The 15,632-nt window shown below is 47.2% G+C and carries 16 protein-coding genes; 5 read left to right on the top strand and 11 right to left on the bottom strand.

Going from position 1 to position 15,632, the window contains the following annotated elements:
* Positions 1–77: 77 nt before the first annotated feature.
* Both IQ257_RS03855 and IQ257_RS03850 read left to right on the top strand, forming a co-directional pair.
* Complete coding sequence (locus IQ257_RS03855) at positions 78–551, top strand: PIN domain-containing protein (RefSeq protein ID WP_193872649.1); 474 nt, start codon at positions 78–80, stop codon at positions 549–551.
* Entirely contained in the window at positions 548–745 is a 198-nt protein-coding gene (locus IQ257_RS03850; RefSeq protein ID WP_193872650.1) for a hypothetical protein, read from the top strand. The genes IQ257_RS03855 and IQ257_RS03850 overlap by 4 nt, the downstream gene beginning before the upstream one ends.
* Positions 746–774: 29 nt before the next feature.
* Here IQ257_RS03850 and IQ257_RS30640 read toward each other — a convergent pair whose 3' ends face one another.
* The 8 genes from IQ257_RS30640 to IQ257_RS03820 form a co-directional block, all read right to left on the bottom strand.
* On the bottom strand, positions 775–897 hold the full coding sequence (locus tag IQ257_RS30640; RefSeq protein WP_265584445.1) for a hypothetical protein: 123 nt from the start codon (positions 895–897) through the stop codon (positions 775–777).
* A complete protein-coding gene (locus IQ257_RS30635; protein ID WP_265584446.1) occupies positions 894–1,022 on the bottom strand; it encodes a hypothetical protein in 129 nt (42 codons plus the stop codon). Before IQ257_RS30635 ends, IQ257_RS30640 begins: the two co-directional genes overlap by 4 nt.
* A 4-nt stretch (positions 1,023–1,026) precedes the next feature.
* Positions 1,027–1,992 (bottom strand): restriction endonuclease subunit S, encoded by a 966-nt coding sequence (locus tag IQ257_RS03845; protein WP_193872651.1) that lies wholly within the window; start codon positions 1,990–1,992, stop codon positions 1,027–1,029.
* A gap of 310 nt (positions 1,993–2,302) precedes the next feature.
* Complete coding sequence (locus IQ257_RS03840) at positions 2,303–2,620, bottom strand: hypothetical protein (protein WP_193872652.1); 318 nt, start codon at positions 2,618–2,620, stop codon at positions 2,303–2,305.
* An 8-nt stretch (positions 2,621–2,628) separates the two neighbouring features.
* The gene (locus IQ257_RS03835) at positions 2,629–3,183 is read right to left on the bottom strand and encodes a Uma2 family endonuclease (protein ID WP_193872653.1); all 555 of its coding nucleotides are present in this window, start codon (positions 3,181–3,183) and stop codon (positions 2,629–2,631) included.
* 10 nt (positions 3,184–3,193) lie between these two features.
* The gene (locus IQ257_RS29765) at positions 3,194–3,715 is read right to left on the bottom strand and encodes a hypothetical protein (RefSeq protein ID WP_228060404.1); all 522 of its coding nucleotides are present in this window, start codon (positions 3,713–3,715) and stop codon (positions 3,194–3,196) included.
* Positions 3,716–3,748: 33 nt separating this feature from the next.
* Positions 3,749–5,413: an N-6 DNA methylase gene (locus IQ257_RS29760; protein ID WP_228060403.1), complete on the bottom strand. Its 1,665-nt coding sequence runs from the start codon at positions 5,411–5,413 to the stop codon at positions 3,749–3,751.
* Positions 5,414–5,764: 351 nt separating this feature from the next.
* A complete protein-coding gene (locus tag IQ257_RS03820) occupies positions 5,765–6,157 on the bottom strand; it encodes a hypothetical protein (RefSeq protein WP_228060402.1) in 393 nt (130 codons plus the stop codon).
* A gap of 431 nt (positions 6,158–6,588) precedes the next feature.
* On the opposite strand from IQ257_RS03820, the gene IQ257_RS03815 reads away from it, so the two are divergent.
* Positions 6,589–7,845, top strand: coding sequence for a valine--pyruvate transaminase (locus IQ257_RS03815; RefSeq protein ID WP_193872654.1), 1,257 nt, complete (start codon positions 6,589–6,591; stop codon positions 7,843–7,845).
* A gap of 484 nt (positions 7,846–8,329) precedes the next feature.
* On the opposite strand, the gene IQ257_RS03810 is transcribed toward IQ257_RS03815, so the two are convergent.
* From IQ257_RS03810 to IQ257_RS03800, 3 genes are all read right to left on the bottom strand, one after another.
* A complete protein-coding gene (locus IQ257_RS03810; RefSeq protein ID WP_193872655.1) occupies positions 8,330–10,090 on the bottom strand; it encodes a ribonuclease J in 1,761 nt (586 codons plus the stop codon).
* A 423-nt stretch (positions 10,091–10,513) separates the two neighbouring features.
* A complete protein-coding gene (gene dapA, locus IQ257_RS03805; RefSeq protein ID WP_193872656.1) occupies positions 10,514–11,398 on the bottom strand; it encodes a 4-hydroxy-tetrahydrodipicolinate synthase in 885 nt (294 codons plus the stop codon).
* Between the two features lie 57 nt (positions 11,399–11,455).
* Positions 11,456–12,499 (bottom strand): aspartate-semialdehyde dehydrogenase, encoded by a 1,044-nt coding sequence (locus IQ257_RS03800; RefSeq protein WP_193872657.1) that lies wholly within the window; start codon positions 12,497–12,499, stop codon positions 11,456–11,458.
* 719 nt (positions 12,500–13,218) lie between these two features.
* Between IQ257_RS03800 and tig the strand changes: the two genes are divergently transcribed.
* Both tig and IQ257_RS03790 read left to right on the top strand, forming a co-directional pair.
* Positions 13,219–14,694 carry a trigger factor gene (gene tig, locus IQ257_RS03795; protein WP_193872658.1) on the top strand — a complete coding sequence of 492 codons (1,476 nt, stop codon included), beginning with the start codon at positions 13,219–13,221 and terminating at the stop codon, positions 14,692–14,694.
* A gap of 229 nt (positions 14,695–14,923) precedes the next feature.
* Positions 14,924–15,631 (top strand): ATP-dependent Clp protease proteolytic subunit, encoded by a 708-nt coding sequence (locus tag IQ257_RS03790; RefSeq protein WP_193872659.1) that lies wholly within the window; start codon positions 14,924–14,926, stop codon positions 15,629–15,631.
* Position 15,632: the final 1 nt, after the last annotated feature.

The raw sequence follows: 15,632 nt of genomic DNA, 5'->3' as shown, positions 1-15,632 counted from the left end.
GCGATCGCAACTTTTACCCATTGCCCAGTTGGATTTTTGCTGTACCCAACCTTGGTTCAATTCAATAGAATGAGTTTATGGAGCAGCAATACAGGATTTATATGGATGTCTGTTGCCTGAACCGTCCATTTGATGACTGGACTCAGCCACGTATCCGCCTAGAAGCCGAGGCAGTTTTGGAGATTGCGGCTGGGTGTCAAGCTAAGACATGGCAACTTGTTAGCAGCACAGCCTTGGAGTCGGAAATTGCAAAAACTCCCGATTTGCTCAGAAGGCAACGGGTTATGGCTTCTTTGAAGATTGCCGAAACTAGAATCATCGTAACTGTAGCAATGCTAGAGCGGGCAAAAGAGCTTGTTGCACTGGGCTTCAAATCCTTTGATGCACTTCATTTAAGCTGTGCTGAGTCAGCTAATGTCGATATTTTTTTGACGACTGACGATCGCCTGTTGCGGAAAGCATCAGTAAATCAAACTTCACTCAACGTTACTGTTGCTAATTCTATGCAATGGTTTATGGAAATTTCTCAGGTAGAAGGAGAAAATAAATGACCCCAGTAGAATTGAACCAAAAAGGTTTTGAAGCACTAATTGCAGCTTTGGGCTATGTCGATGCTGTTCGGTTTATCAAACAATTTGATTCTGGAACAGATAATTACACTAGGGATCGCCATCAATGGCTAGACACACTCAGCCTAGAAGATATTTGGGCTGAATTAAAAGGGCAACAGGTTTCAACCGAATAATGGTGTGCCGATAATTCCTAAGCTTGCTTTCATTGCAACCGGAAGAAATCCGATAAAACTACAGCTATTGATTCCAAGTTAGGGGCAGAAGTACCTCTATTGTACTCTGAAGCGATCGCATTGACACCCATAATCGAATAACAAAAACTCACTCCTTTTTTCCCTCTCCCCCCGGTAAATTACTCAAACTGCGACTCGCCACATCTGCACTCAATCCCCACAGCACCAAACCCAAATAATCAGCAAATGGGTCAGATCCAAACGTCGTCCCCCTCATCTCCCTATTCCATTCCTGGTATCGTTAGCTGGATGGGTTCTGTGTCTTGCTGTTTTGCTTTCGTGCCAAGATACTCAGCAGCGTCACCCATCGCCTGAGTAGCGGCTTTGGCTTCCGCTTCGGCTTGTGTGTGTTCTGCGCCAATTTGTTCTAATAAGACGGATGCAGGCTCATCATTGGCGTGTTGAGGAGTCAGTTCACCCCGAAAGGCACGATGCAGCAGGGTCTGAAATAAATACTCTGCTTGGCGTTCGGCTTCCCGTTGTTGGGTGCGGAGGCGTTCAAATTTTTGGACGATTCGGGCAAATTTTTCTTGGAGGGGTAGGGGTGGAATGGGAACAATACACTGTTTTACGATACCCGTGCTAATAGTGTTTAATCCACTCGTAGTATTGCTTGAGGATTGTAGGTAGGTGTCACTGAGTTGTAGGGCGTAGCGTCGGGTGCGTCGGAGTCTGTCGGCTTTTTGTGCGATCGCAGCAATCCGCTTTTGTTCTGCTAACGGCGGCAGAGTAATTTCAAGTCTACGAATAATCTCTTGGCTAATATTTGCTTGGGCACCACCAGCACTAAGTTCTAATAGTTGGTTTCGTTGTGATAATAGGTAGAAGTAAAGGTAATCTCGATAGATATACTCTCCTGGAAAGATTGCACAAACTGCTTGATTAGTAGCAGCATTTACTTGGAGAATCCCTAGCTTTCCAACTGTGGCACCGTAAAGTGCAATTAATAAAGTTCCAGATGAGAAAACTTTAGCACTAGAATTATTAACGGCTTCTTGAGTAATCTTTTCCTCTGTTTTATAGATGAGGCAATCCTCTAGTTCGCCAGATTTTACCCAAGGAATCTCACCACCATAATAAGAAGATATTTTGCGGGAAGGGGTGCCGCCGCTAGTTGTATTACATAGTTCTTCTAGCCTCACCCATTGCCAACCTTTGGGTAGTTTCTGCGCCTCCGATGTCATCATGTTATCAACACTGTTACTTGGACTCTATATAGCGCATTAGTTCTTGCGCTTCCCTCTCCATCACATACTCTAACTTCAGCAATCGCTCCATAGTTACCCGTGGCGACTCATAAAATACCTCATCTCACCTCTTGCACCATTCTCAGTAAACAGCATATTCCGCCGTGGACTCAAGTCCACGGCTCATAGCGAAAGTCCATTAAAATGGACTCCAAACCTGGTTAATTGAGGAGTTAGTCCTCTTAAGAGGACTTTCGCTATTAGCCAGGGGTTTAAACCCCTGGCGGGTTATTGCGACTGGTGCAAGATCTTAATTTTCCAACTCTCGCACCTCCTCCGCCATCACCTGCTCTAATTCCATCAACCGTTCCATCGTCACTTGTGGCGACTCAGAATAAGGCTCATCCTGCTCAATCTGACGGTAACGACTCGCTGAAAGGTCGTATTTATTCGCCTTCACCTGCGCCTTTGTCACCCAAAACTGGCGATTCAATTGATTAATCTCCGCTTGCAGGGATGCCATTTGCTCGTGCAGTTGTGCTAATTGTTGCCTATCCGCTTCCAAAGCGAGACGGGTTGGCTCATCATCGGCGGGTGCGATCGGGTTTCCTGGTGTGTAGTATTTCATCTTGGGTCTTAGAGTGTTAACCAAGCAAAAACTTGTTCCACTGTCAACTCCAAGCTAATTCCCTTCAAAATTGGCAATTGAGCATTCCCCCTTAACAATTGCACCCGTTGATCGGAGAACACAACTAGAATAGTCTCCTCTTCTGGATCGATTAACCACCCTAACTCTGTACCATGCTGGGAGCAGTGGAGCAATTTCCCCAATACTTTCGTTTGACTCTGATCGGGGGATAAAATTTCTATTGACCAATCGGGATGAACCTCGAAGCGATTGGCAATTCTCCCAGAAGCACGAACCGGAATCCTCTCCCACCGAAACACCGCAACATCTGGAACAATTGCGTCTCCCCCAAAGGTACAGCGTAGTTCTGGAAAGGCGATCGCAATTTTCTCAGGTTCGGCGACTTCGTTAACAACCGCGCAAAATTTAAACTGTAATCGGCTATGCTCCCCTTGTGGCATAGGTTTTTGAACAATCTCTCCGTTAATAAACTCTGAGGCGGGTTTAGTTTCTGGGAGTTTTAAGAACTCCTCCAGAGTTAGGGGTTGCGTGGCTGTACTCATCTTTAGTCCCTCACTCTAATAGTCTCTCCAATTCTCGCACCTCCTCCGCCATCACCTGCTCTAATTTCAGCAACCGCTCCATCGTTACCTGTGGCGACTCATAATAAGGCTCATCCTGCTCAATCTGACGGTAACGACTCGCTGATAAGTCGTATTTATTCCCCTTCACCTGCGCCTTTGTCACCCAAAACTGGCGATTCAATTGATTGATTTCCGCTTGCAGGGGTGCCATTTGCTCGTGCAGTTGTGCCAGTCGTTGCCTATCTGCTTCCAAAGCGACACGAGTTGGTTCATCATCGGCGGGTGCAACAGCATTCTCAAATGTCAGGCGATTGATTTCCTTGAGCAGCTTCAACCGTTCAGCCTTCATCGGCGCAACTTTAGATTTTAACTCACTCAGGCGTTGTACTCTTTGACTCCTGAAATCCGGATTAAACCGATTCTTCCAACAGGTGAGAATGTCCGGGATATCATTCTCCGCTACAGGTTGCCGCTTACAGCACTTTCTAACACGGTGTAGTACAGTAGCCATGAGAAAGCCATGTTCTACTCTTGTTTGGGTGTATCACATCGAGTCTGAAACCGCTGTATCATCCAGCGAAAACCCATCGTGTTCCATGTCATAGAACCAAATCTTATCCGTCGTACCGCCACGAGTAAACAGCAGCACCGCCGTCGAAACACCTGCATACGGTTTAAACACCCCAGACGGCATCGACACCACCCCATCCAGGCGATGAGTCTCAATAATCTTCTTGCGAATCTCCTGATGTTGCTTACTCGAACCAAACAGCACCCCATCCGGGACAATTACCGCACAGCGTCCCCCCATATCCAACACCCGCTCAATCAGGTGCAAAAATAGCAGTTCTGTCTTCTTGCACTTCGTTGGCAGGGTGGGGTTAATATCCGACTCATCCATCTTCCCCTTAAACGGGGGATTCATCAGCACCACATCCAAGCTTTTCTCATCATTGAACGCCTTAGATAGGGTATCCATGTAGAAAAAGCGGGGATGCTTAATGCCGTGCAGCATCAGGTTCATCGAACCAATCCGCAACATCGTCATTCCGGCATCATTGTCATAGGCAGTAAACGCCTCAGTCTGTAAACATTCCCGTTCCTCGTCACTGAGCAAATCCCCAATTAACTGCGGGTTCCCCTGCTCATCTGGTTCGCTGTGCTGTTCTAGAATGTACTCGTAGGCATTAACCGGAAACCCACAAGTCCCCGCCGCCAAGTCCCCAATTCTTTCCTTCGGTTTGGGGTCAACCATCCGCACCATCATCCTAATAATATGGCGAGGCGTGCGAAACTGTCCGTTACGTCCTGCGGTGCTGAGTTTACTAAGCAAGTACTCGTACAAATCCCCCTGAACATCCTGATTCTGTTCAGAGATTTTCAGCGCATCAATCAGGTTACAGACTTCAATCAGCGTCGCAGATTTGCTGACTTTAAACTCAGCATTCTGCATATACCGCTCAAAAGAACTCCCCACATACAGCCGCTTGCTGTAATCAACGTTGTAAGTCCGGATTCTATCTCTTGGCTCACTTGGCAAATAAACCTTAAAATTCTCATCGAGCGCCTGCCTAACCAACGCATCCCTATCCGCCACAAACAGCACCGTCCGCGCTTGATTCGCTCTCAGGAATACTTCAATCAGCGCCATAATCGTGCGCGTTTTCCCCGTCCCCGTCGCCATCACCACCAGCGCCCGTCGATGCCCCTCATCAAACCGTTCGCTAACCCGCCCAATTGCTTCTTGTTGATAAGCGCGATTTGCGATCGCTAAATTAACACTCAACTGTTGCAAGGGGATTTTATTCTGGCGGATGTAGAGCAAATTCTGTAAGTCTCTCAGGGAGAAAAACCCAGCCACCGGACGCTTGTTTTCATTCCCCACATCCCAGAAAAACATCCTATCCCCATTACTCATAAAGGCAAAGGGACGAAAACTCTGGTGCTTCTCAATCTCTGTTACATAATGCCTTACCTGCTGTTCTGCCACCCGTGGATCGCGGCTTTGTCGCTTTGCCTCAACCACAGCAATTACTTCCCCATTGGGAAGATAGAGGCAGTAGTCCGTCACCCCATTCCAAGGTTCGGCATCATAGCCATCGACTGGGATTTCCATCCCCACCTGGTTGGAATCATCTAGACTCCATCCAGCTTTCTCTAATGCCTTATCTATTATTTCTTTTCGAGTATTTGCTTCGTTGCGAGACATTCAATACATCCGAGAACTGGATAGAGCGATCGCGCTACTCTCTCAGTGTTCCCACTAACCGAGCATAAATCACTGCTAACTAGTTTGGCATTACAGTTGATTTTTTGCAGCCGATATGCGTAACTGCTCTAAGGCAAAGCCTATAGGGAGGGAGCGATCGCACGCTTGTTACAATCAATCTAATTCCTATCTTGTGCCTCAATCAGGGGGTTATAATCATCGGGGTTATCGAAGCCTGCGATCCACGCAGCCGCTTGATGGCAACTCTGTATGTAAGGGGGAACACGCAGGATATGTGTGTATCCAGTGGAGGGACAGGTAACTTTCAAAACCATCAAAGGCTCATCATCTTCAAAGGGAACGCAGACAAGTTGACGTTCCCCACCGGCGTTGGGGTAACTCAATTGCCTGATGCTCTTCATGAATTAGCTTGGCACTCGGCTGTTTAACCTCCAGAAAAAGGTCATTACCATGCACCCATAACTGAACAGTATGAGATTGCTGAATGCGATGGCTGTGTCCTGTGAGTTCACCATGAGCCAGAGTCGTCCCAACTCGCTTTTGAACACCAACTGGTAAGCTGTCAATCTGCTTGAGTAGAACGTCACCGTGCCTGTAGAGAACACCAGGCTGATTATCTTGGAAATTATTGCCATTGTTTAGCATCTTTTCACCTTCCTCTTTGGGATTGGAGCCAAGTTTGTGAAGGAGCAGTGGCAACAACCCGCCAGTGGTTTTAACCACTGTCTCATAGCTGGCATTCGTCTGGCATACGACTGGATAAGAGTTTTAGTCCATTGAAATGGACTTGAGCTATTAGCCCGGAGTTCGAACTCTGGGCGGGTTTTCGAGTTTACTGACAATGGTGCAAGATGTGAGCTTATGTACTGCCTTATTCTGCAACATTAACGGGATGACACCCAGTCCGTTGCTATCTGCTCAACTTCTACAGGTAGACTAGCCCCTAGGGAAGAAACCCAAGCGTGAGAGATCGCTGGGAGTAACTAGGTTGCATGTACACAACCCTAAGATTAGCGCATTCATTATAGAGTTCAAAAAAATGGCTGGGGAGCTAGAGTGAAGAGTAACACCTCAAAAATCTCCTTGTCCCCTCGTCTCTTCCCCTACACCCTACACCAAAAAAACACTCTAAAAAACCTGTTACATTCACCTCTATGAATCTGACTCAATTCGGCACCCAAATGTCTAACCTTACAGGTGTCCGGGCAATTATGAAAGATATTATCGAAACCCTCAAAGCTGGGCAGGGACAGGATTTTATTAATTTGAGTGCTGGGAATCCGGTGATTTTGCCGGAGGTAGAACAACTGTGGCGGGATTGTACTGCTCAGTTGCTCGAAAGTGCTGAATACGGTGAAGTAGTTTGCCGTTATGGGTCATCTCAAGGATATCAGCTATTAATTGAAGCGATCGTCTCTGATTTTAATCAACGCTATGGATTAAGTTTGAGCGATCGCAATATACTGATTACCCCAGGCTCTCAATCCATCTACTTCTACGCTGCCAATGCCTTTGGCGGCTATACAACCGAGGGGAACTTAAAACAAATTGTTTTACCCCTAAGTCCAGACTATACGGGTTATGGCGGAGTTAGCTTAACCCCGGAAGCTGTCGTTGCCTACAAACCAACCCTTGACATTGACGAGACAGCCCACCGCTTTAAATATCGTCCCAACTTCAGCCAACTGAAGATTACCGAAGAGACAGGTTGCGTGATTTTCTCCCGCCCCTGCAATCCAACAGGAAACGTCCTCACGGATGAAGAGGTGCAAAAAATAGCAGCAATGGCAGCCACTTACAACGTGCCAGTGTTCATTGACTCAGCCTATGCCCCCCCGTTTCCGGCATTAAACTTTACAGAAATGACACCCATTTTTGGTGAAAATATCGTCCACTGCATGAGTCTTTCTAAAGCGGGATTACCAGGGGAACGGATTGGCATAGCCATTGGTTCTGCCGATGTTATTGAAATTTTGCAGTCATTCCAGACGAATTTGTGCATTCATTCCTCTCGCTATGGACAAGCAATTGCTGCACGAGCGATATCCTCTGGCGCACTAGTTAGTAGTTCCACGAACGTGATTCGTCCCTATTACCAGAAAAAGTTTGATGTTGTAGAAAATACCCTCGATCAATCCATGCCCAAGGATTTGCCTTGGTTGTTGCATCGCGGGGAGGGGGCAATTTTTGCCTGGTTGTGGCTGCAAGATTTGCCGATTAGTGATTGGGACTTTTATCAGCGGTTAAAACAGGTGGGAGTGATTGCAGTTCCTGGCAGCACCTTCTTCCCCGGTTTGCACGAAGAGTGGCAGCACAAGCAGCAGTGTCTTCGGATCAGCTTGACAGCAAGTGACGGAGAAATTGCAACGGGGATGCAGCAGCTAGCAAAGGTGGCACAGCACGTTTACTAGAACAACCCCTCTGTTGCTTCGGATGCCAATGCGATCGCTCTCAACATCCCGCTCTACTCGCCAAGTACTAACATCTCCTGAGTCTAGCGCTTCATTCTTGACAAGTTAAGGAGGCGCACTTTTTGTCAATGAGTTAATGTACTTAATAGCACAGTAATTTGTTAATTGTTGCTTAAGTTGCTTGTAAGCTTCAACCTGCTGTTCGACAGTCTTGACTTTGCTTATATAACTTAGCCACCCACGCATTTGCTCCTCATAGCTAATAATGCTTACTGCTACTTGAATAGAATAGAGCAGTACAACTTATAATTGTGCCGCACTTGCCACTTGCGGTCTAACAACGTAGTTTACAATCGTGCGGCTTTTTTGACGCCACCCATCAGACTCGTGTAGCTCCTTGGCTTGGCTCATGGAAAGAATTATGAATGATGAATAGAGTTTTAGCATCCATCATTCATAATTTAAAATTCACAATCTCAGATCGCTAAGATGCTGCCTTCGCAGCGGTGCGCTGGCGGCGACGTCCTACTGATTTAACTGGTGGCTTCTCTGGAGTTTGCAGTAAGAAGACGACCATGGGACGACTTTGGAGTTCTCGTCGGGATAAGCGCTCTAAATCGCGTTCAATTTGCGTCTGCAATCCTACCCAGTCAATCTCTGGTTGTTGATTATCTATGGACTTGGCAAAGTTAGTCCAGCGATCGCTCAACGTCCGTTCAATGGTCTTAATCGCCAACTGTTGCAGGAGGGATTTCTCAACAGCCGATACGACACCGCGCAGGTGAATTTCTGGCTCGGCAAGCAGTTTGCCCTCCCAACTGATGGCTGCTGCCACAGTAACGACACCATCTCCTGCCAGTTGCTGCCGTTCTTTAAGTACTTCGTGATGAACGATGCCACTCCGATCAACTAGCTCAATGCCAGAGGGAACTTGTCCGACAACACTAATGCTATCCTCGGTTAATTCCACAATATCGCCGTTATTGGTAATCACCATATTTTCAGCAGGGATACCCATCGCTTGTGCCATTTTGCCATGTTGCACTAGCATCCGATGTTCCCCGTGAACAGGCATGAATAATTTGGGTCGAGTTAAAGCCAGCATTAGCTTTTGGTCTTCCTGAGCGCCATGACCGGAAACGTGGATACCCTGATTGCGCCCGTAAATGACATTAGCCCCTTGCATCATCAGCCGATCTATGGTATTCACCACAGCAATGGTATTACCAGGAATGGGGTTGGCAGAGAATACAACTGTGTCGCCTGCGCGGATTTTCAGTTGTCGGTGTTCGCCTTTAGAAATGCGGGTTAATGCTGCTAGGGGTTCGCCTTGAGAGCCTGTCGTTAAAATCAGCACTTTTTCGGGTGGCAGGCTGTTGGCAGCGTGCAGTGGCTCAAATAAGCTGTCCGGACACTTAAGGTATCCAAGGTTGCGAGCGTGAGCGATGACGTTGAGCATCGAGCGACCCACCACCGAAACGACTCGGTTGTGCTTTTGAGCCAATTCCAGAATAATTTGCAGTCGGTGAACGGATGAGGCGAAGGTCGTCACCAGTAGCCGTCCGGGTGCTTGGGAGAAGACTCGGTCGAGATTGGGATAGACCGAGCGTTCTGAAGGGGTGTGTCCCGGAACTTCAGCGTTGGTGGAATCACTCAGCAGGCAGAGGACACCTTTTTCTCCGTGTTCTGCCAATCGTTGGAAATCAAAGAATTCACCATCTACAGGGGTATGGTCAACTTTAAAGTCTCCTGTATGGATTACGACTCCAATGGGGGTGTGAATGGCAACGGTGAAGCTATCCGCCATTGAGTGTGTGTTGCGAATGTATTCAACCATGAACGAGGAGCCGATGCGTACCATTTGACGGGGGGTAACCCTTTTCAATACTGTACGGTTTGCTACACCGGCTTCTTCGAGTTTGCCTTGCAGCAGAGCCATTGCTAGCCTAGGACCGTAAATGATGGGAATATCAAACTGTTTGAGGTGATAGGGAATGCCGCCGATGTGGTCTTCGTGACCATGGGTAACAATCATGCCCTTGATTTTGTGACGGTTTTCCTGCAGATAGGTCATATCTGGCAGAACGATATTTACCCCATGCATTTCATCATTGGGAAAGCCAATTCCTGCATCTAATAGAATAATTTCATCATTGAACTCAAAAATACAGGTATTTTTGCCAATTTCATGCAGCCCACCGAGGGGGATAATTTTGAGAGCTGGGGTGGATTTTGTGCTAGTCATTTTCCTCCTTTGAGGTGTAAGGTTCTCGTTTTGTTCAACATTCAAACCGACTACCAATTTGCATTTTTTGATGCTATTGCTCGTTGGTAAAAAACTTTAATAGCAACTCGATTTATAGCTTTTAAAAGCTGGAATTTCTACAATGGAGTGGCAGAAAAGGCGGCGTTGAGGACAAAAATATCTCTCTCACCCACCCTAGTCCTAGCTGCCCGTACTTTTTCGAGAAAAAACCGAGTCTTAATAGGTTCGCTTGAGGGCAATGATACTTGATAGTTAGGTTTTGTTTTCTCTCCTCTCTACCCATTGGCTATTAAAATGCCCAAAAATTTAAGATGGGTGGAGACATTAAAGTTATGAGTCATTCATCGGCTAGATTTTGTTTCCTTATTGCAAGAGCTTTAGAGTAGTAATATCCGCACTTATTTAAAGCAGAGACAGTTCTAGTAAAACAGCCTTTAATTCTTGTTCTAACTCAGGTTGCAGTTCGCACAGGGGCAGACGGGGAGAGCCTACTTCCCATCCTTGAAGCCGCAGTGCTGCTTTGATAGGGATAGGATTAGCACTACAAAACAAGACTTTAAATAGGGGAAAAAGTTTAAGGTGAATCTCGCGAGCCGTACTCGTTTGACCAGAATGGAAAGCTTCAATCATCTGCTGAAGATATTTGCCAACTAGATGAGAGGCAACACTGACAACTCCAGTACCACCAATGGCTAGCAGGGCTAACGTGAAGGAATCATCTCCAGAGTAGATGGCAAAATCTGGTGGAGTCAGACGCCGAATTTGGCTAGCCTGGTCAAAATCACCACTGGCTTCCTTGATGGCTATGATGTTGGGGAGTTCCGCTAAACGGACAACCGTCTCCGGTTGAAGGTTTTGAGCGGTACGGCTTGGTACATTGTAGAGCATTAGCGGCAGGTCGGGGGTAGATTGGGCGATCGCCTGAAAATGCTTATACAGTCCAGCTTGGGGAGGTTTGTTGTAGTAGGGAACAACTTGTAATGAGCCATCTAATCCTAGTTTAGCGGCTTTTTGCGTGGCAGCGATCGCTTCTGCGGTAGAATTCGATCCTGTTCCGGCAATCACCTTGGCTTTGCCCGCTACAGCTTTTTGTACCACCTGAAATAATTCATACTCCTCATCCCGTTCCAGGGTAGGAGATTCGCCGGTCGTACCGCAAACCACTAGCGTATCGGTGCCATTATCAGCTAAATGAGCCGCCAACTGCTCTGCCACCTCGTAATTTACGCTGCCATCTTCTTTAAACGGCGTAATCATCGCCGTCAGTACACGTCCAAAATTGACCACCCTCTTGTCACTCCTCTTCACTTATGGGTCATTGATCATTCGTCAAAGGACTAATGACTAATGACTAGCTGTTACTAGATTAGGTCGAAGCCAATTGCGCTCCACTAACAACTCAGCGATTTGCACAGCATTCAATGCCGCTCCTTTGCGAATTTGGTCGCCACTTAACCAAAGTTCTAAGCCGCAGGGATGAGAAAGGTCTTGCCGAATTCGACCCACTAACACGTCATCGCAATCGGTAGCGTCAATCGGCATGGGAAAGTAATTCATCTGCCAATCTTCTACTACTCGGACTCCGGGGGCGTGAGATAGCACCTCTCGTGCCTTAGCTACTGACATTGGCTCGGTAAACTCTAGATTAAGCGCTTCTGAGTGAGCGCGGAGTACGGGAACCCGGACACAGGTCGCACTAACTTTTAGCTGGGGAGCATTAAATATTTTGCGGGTTTCGTTAATCATCTTCATCTCTTCCTCGCAATATCCCTGCTCGTTTAGGGGGGAATTGTGCGGGAACAAGTTAAAGGCTAACGGATAAGGAAAGCTTTTCGTCGGTGGGGTTTCCCCTTGCAAAATTGCCTGGGCTTGGGCTTTGAGTTCCTCCATTGCCCGCATACCAGCACCGCTAGCCGATTGATAGGTGGCAGCAACAATACGTTGCACGGGTTGAACTTGATGGAGGGGCCAAACGGCTAAAGCCATCAAAATAGTGGTGCAGTTGGGATTGGCAATAATCCCTTGATGGTTTGCCGCTGCTTCGGGATTGACTTCGGGAATGACTAGGGGAACTTGGGGATTCATCCGAAAAGCGCTGGAGTTGTCAATCACTACAGCGCCTCGCTCAACGGCAATGGAAGCCCAAGCTTTGGACGTCGAACTGCCAGCGGATGCTAGAACCAAATCGATCCCATCAAAAGACTCTTCAGTTACCGCTTCTACCGACAACTGTTCGCCCCGGAAAGGAAGGGTGCGTCCAGCCGAACGGGAGGATGCCAACAGCTTTAGCCCGGCAAGGGGAAAGTCTCGACTGTCGAGTAATGCCAGTAGCTCTGTACCTACTGCACCCGTTGCGCCCAATATGGCAACGCGAACTTGACTAGACAAATGAGTTTCCTCCAATTCCTGAACAAACAAATATTTCCAACCGTGACTCAACCAAGTTTGTCAAAATAATTAAGTTTTTTTTAACTTTTCCGGATATTTTTGGCGCATTTACGGCAAAACTCCTGCAAAATGCCTTGAACTCTAACAAATTAAATACGATTACCTACCTGTCTTAACACAGCCAACTCAGTTTTTCGTCAATTTTCCTTGGGAGAGTTCCAGCCTTACAGGTATTGTAGAGAAATTACTACACTGACTGTACGAGCAAAGCTACACCAACCCGTACTGGGTTGTGTGAGAACCTTTGCCTTGCTCGATTGGAAGCAATCCAATCCCCCTGACATCTGACAACCGCGAGCTACCAAGCCGTGAAAGCAATCTCAGCTCAATGGCTTTCTCTGTCACCAGCATCCAGCAACGCTATCCCTAACGAAATCGCTTGGCTAACGCAGCACTCTCTCTGAATGTACTATCATCAGATACGGAAACCATGCCAAACAATGTAGATGGTTTCTTTCCTACCGAGTAGTAAAGGATGGCTGGCTACTTATACTGTACTTGTTGGTCGCTCAACTAGCATACCACAAGAGGCGGCATTAACTTCTAAAATCGAAAACCCCCTAGCCTCATCTTCAGACGTTAAATTATCCATCCCTCAGCACGAGAAAACTCTACTATTCTATTAAGATTAAGTTGTCTCCAAACGATTGTAAGTATCAATGAAAGTTACTCAGGAAAAGCTCCCGAAGAGCCAAATCGGTCTGGAAATTGAAATTCCCGCCGAAACGACCAAGCAAGCTTACGACAAGGTCGTACAAAACCTCGCCCGCTCTGCCAATATTCCTGGGTTTCGCAAAGGAAAAGTGCCCCGTCAGATTTTGCTCCAGCGGTTGGGACTAAAGCGTATTAAAGAAGCGGCTCTGGAAGATTTGGTGCAAACGGGGCTCAAGCAGGCAATTGCGCAAGAAACTATTGAAGTACTGGGAAACTACAGATTAGTCTCCTCCTATGAGGAGTTGATTGGTAATTTTGAGCCAGGAGAGCCCCTGAAGTTCTCAGCCTCGGTAGATGTGCCTCCTCAAGTCAATTTGGGCGATTACGGCAGCTTAAGCATTAAAGCTGAGGAAGTGCAACCTGATGCCGATGCCGTGGACAAGTTCTTAGAAGAGCGTCGCGTTCAGCAAGCCACTCTCATTCCAGTCGAATCGCGTCCTGCCCAGATGGGAGATGTGGCAGTGATTGATTACAAAGGTTTCTTGATAGGTGAGGGAAAAGAGGCGGTCGAAATTTCAGGCGGTGAGGCTAGTGATTTTCAAATTGAGCTAGAGGAAGGACGGTTTATTGGCGATATCGTTGCGGGAATTGTCGGGATGAATCCTGGGGAAACCAAAGAAGTCTCTGTAACGTTTCCTGAAGATTATGCCCGAGAGGATCTAGCAGGTGAGGTAGCACAATTCACCATCACCCTCAAAGAACTCAAAGAAAAAGAGTTGCCAGAACTTGATGATGACTTTGCTCAAGAAATCAGTGAACTAGAAAGTCTGGAAGAATTGCGGGAATCCTTAGGGAAGCAATTTGCTGAAAAAGCCGAGAAAGAAACGGCAGTGAATAAGGAGAACGCCCTCCTAGAAGCCCTGCTTGCGCAGGTGGAAATGGATCTGCCTGAAAGCTTGATTGAGCAGGAAGTGCAGACAATTCTCACCCAGACAGCCATCCAGATGGAAAACTATGGGATGGATATTAAAACGTTGTTTACTCCCGAAATGATGCCGCAATTGCGGGAGCGAACCCGTCCTGATGCAATTGAACGCCTCCGGCAGTCCATGGCAGTTCAGGAAGTTGCTAAACGTGAATCTCTCACCATCGAACCAGAAGCGATTGAAGCTAAATGTCAAGAATTGATGAAACAGTTGGCTGGGCAGGATATCGATCTTCAGCGGTTGCGGGAGTTCGTCGCATCTGATTTACGCAAAGAAAAAGCCATTCAATGGTTGGAAGAACACGCTACGATTGAACTAGTTCCTCAAGGGTCGCTGACTCCTGAAGAAACCGCCGATTCAGAAGCAAGGGATGCATCATCCCAAACCATTGAAGTATCAGCAGAGGAGGTTGTTTCCGAAGCTTTAGCCCCAACTGAGGAAGCAGCAGGAGAAAATGAGCAACAACAAACTCCCGTTCAAGAGGTAACTGAATGAACCTGTCAAGACAGCCACAAGTCAAAGTAAGCCGAGGGTTGAGGCATAGGGCGTGTTATCAACAGTTTTCTGGCGATAGCTGACAACCCTAGTCCTTAAACAGCTAAGGCATAATGATCGTAAGACCATCTCCTTGGCGTGTGAAGCGAAACCCTGCCACACCACAAAAGATTGCCCTTAGTGCTGGGTCAGACAGCACGGTTGTTAACTCTAGTTGAACATTTGTTGTATGCTGCAATCCCAGTTCCCTGACTACGAAATCAAAAGCTTGAGTTCCCCGGAGAGTGACTCCGCTAACTTGAGCAATGTGGTGCCGATGGTGATAGAACAGTCCGGTATGGGGGAACGGGCTTTTGATATCTACTCACGGCTTCTGCGAGAGCGTATCGTTTTCCTAGGAACCCAAATCAATGATGTAGTGGCTGACTCCATTATTGCTCAACTCCTTTATTTAGAAGCCGAAGACCCAACCAAGGAAATTCAGCTTTACATCCACTCTCCGGGTGGACCCTTGATGGGACTTGGGGCTGCGATCGCGGGAATGGCGATTTATGACACAATACAACAGATCCGCCCCGATGTTGTTACCATTTGTTTTGGTGCAGCAACTGATATGGGAGTGTTTCTGCTGGCATCAGGAGCTCCGGGCAAGCGGATATCCCTTCCAAATGCACGGTTTATGCTCTCTCAGCCTCTGGGCGGTGCCCAAGGGCAAGCCGTTGACATTGAGATACAAGCCAAGGAAATTCTTTTTCACAAACGTCAGATCAGCGAACTACTAGCCCACCATACGGGGCAGCCCTATGAGAAAATAGCCGCTGATACCGAACGAGACTTTTTTATGTCAGCGGCTGAAGCAAAAGAGTATGGTCTAATTGACCAGATCATCTCCCGACAGAACCTTCCCAGCGAAGCCACTGTCACTTCTATTAAATAAG

Origin of the sequence: Coleofasciculus sp. LEGE 07092, assembly GCF_015207375.1 — a bacterium.
GTDB lineage: Bacteria > Cyanobacteriota > Cyanobacteriia > Cyanobacteriales > Coleofasciculaceae > LEGE-07092.
The sequence above is the reverse complement of the archived record's forward strand: the minus strand, read 5'-3'. Positions and strand labels throughout refer to the sequence as shown.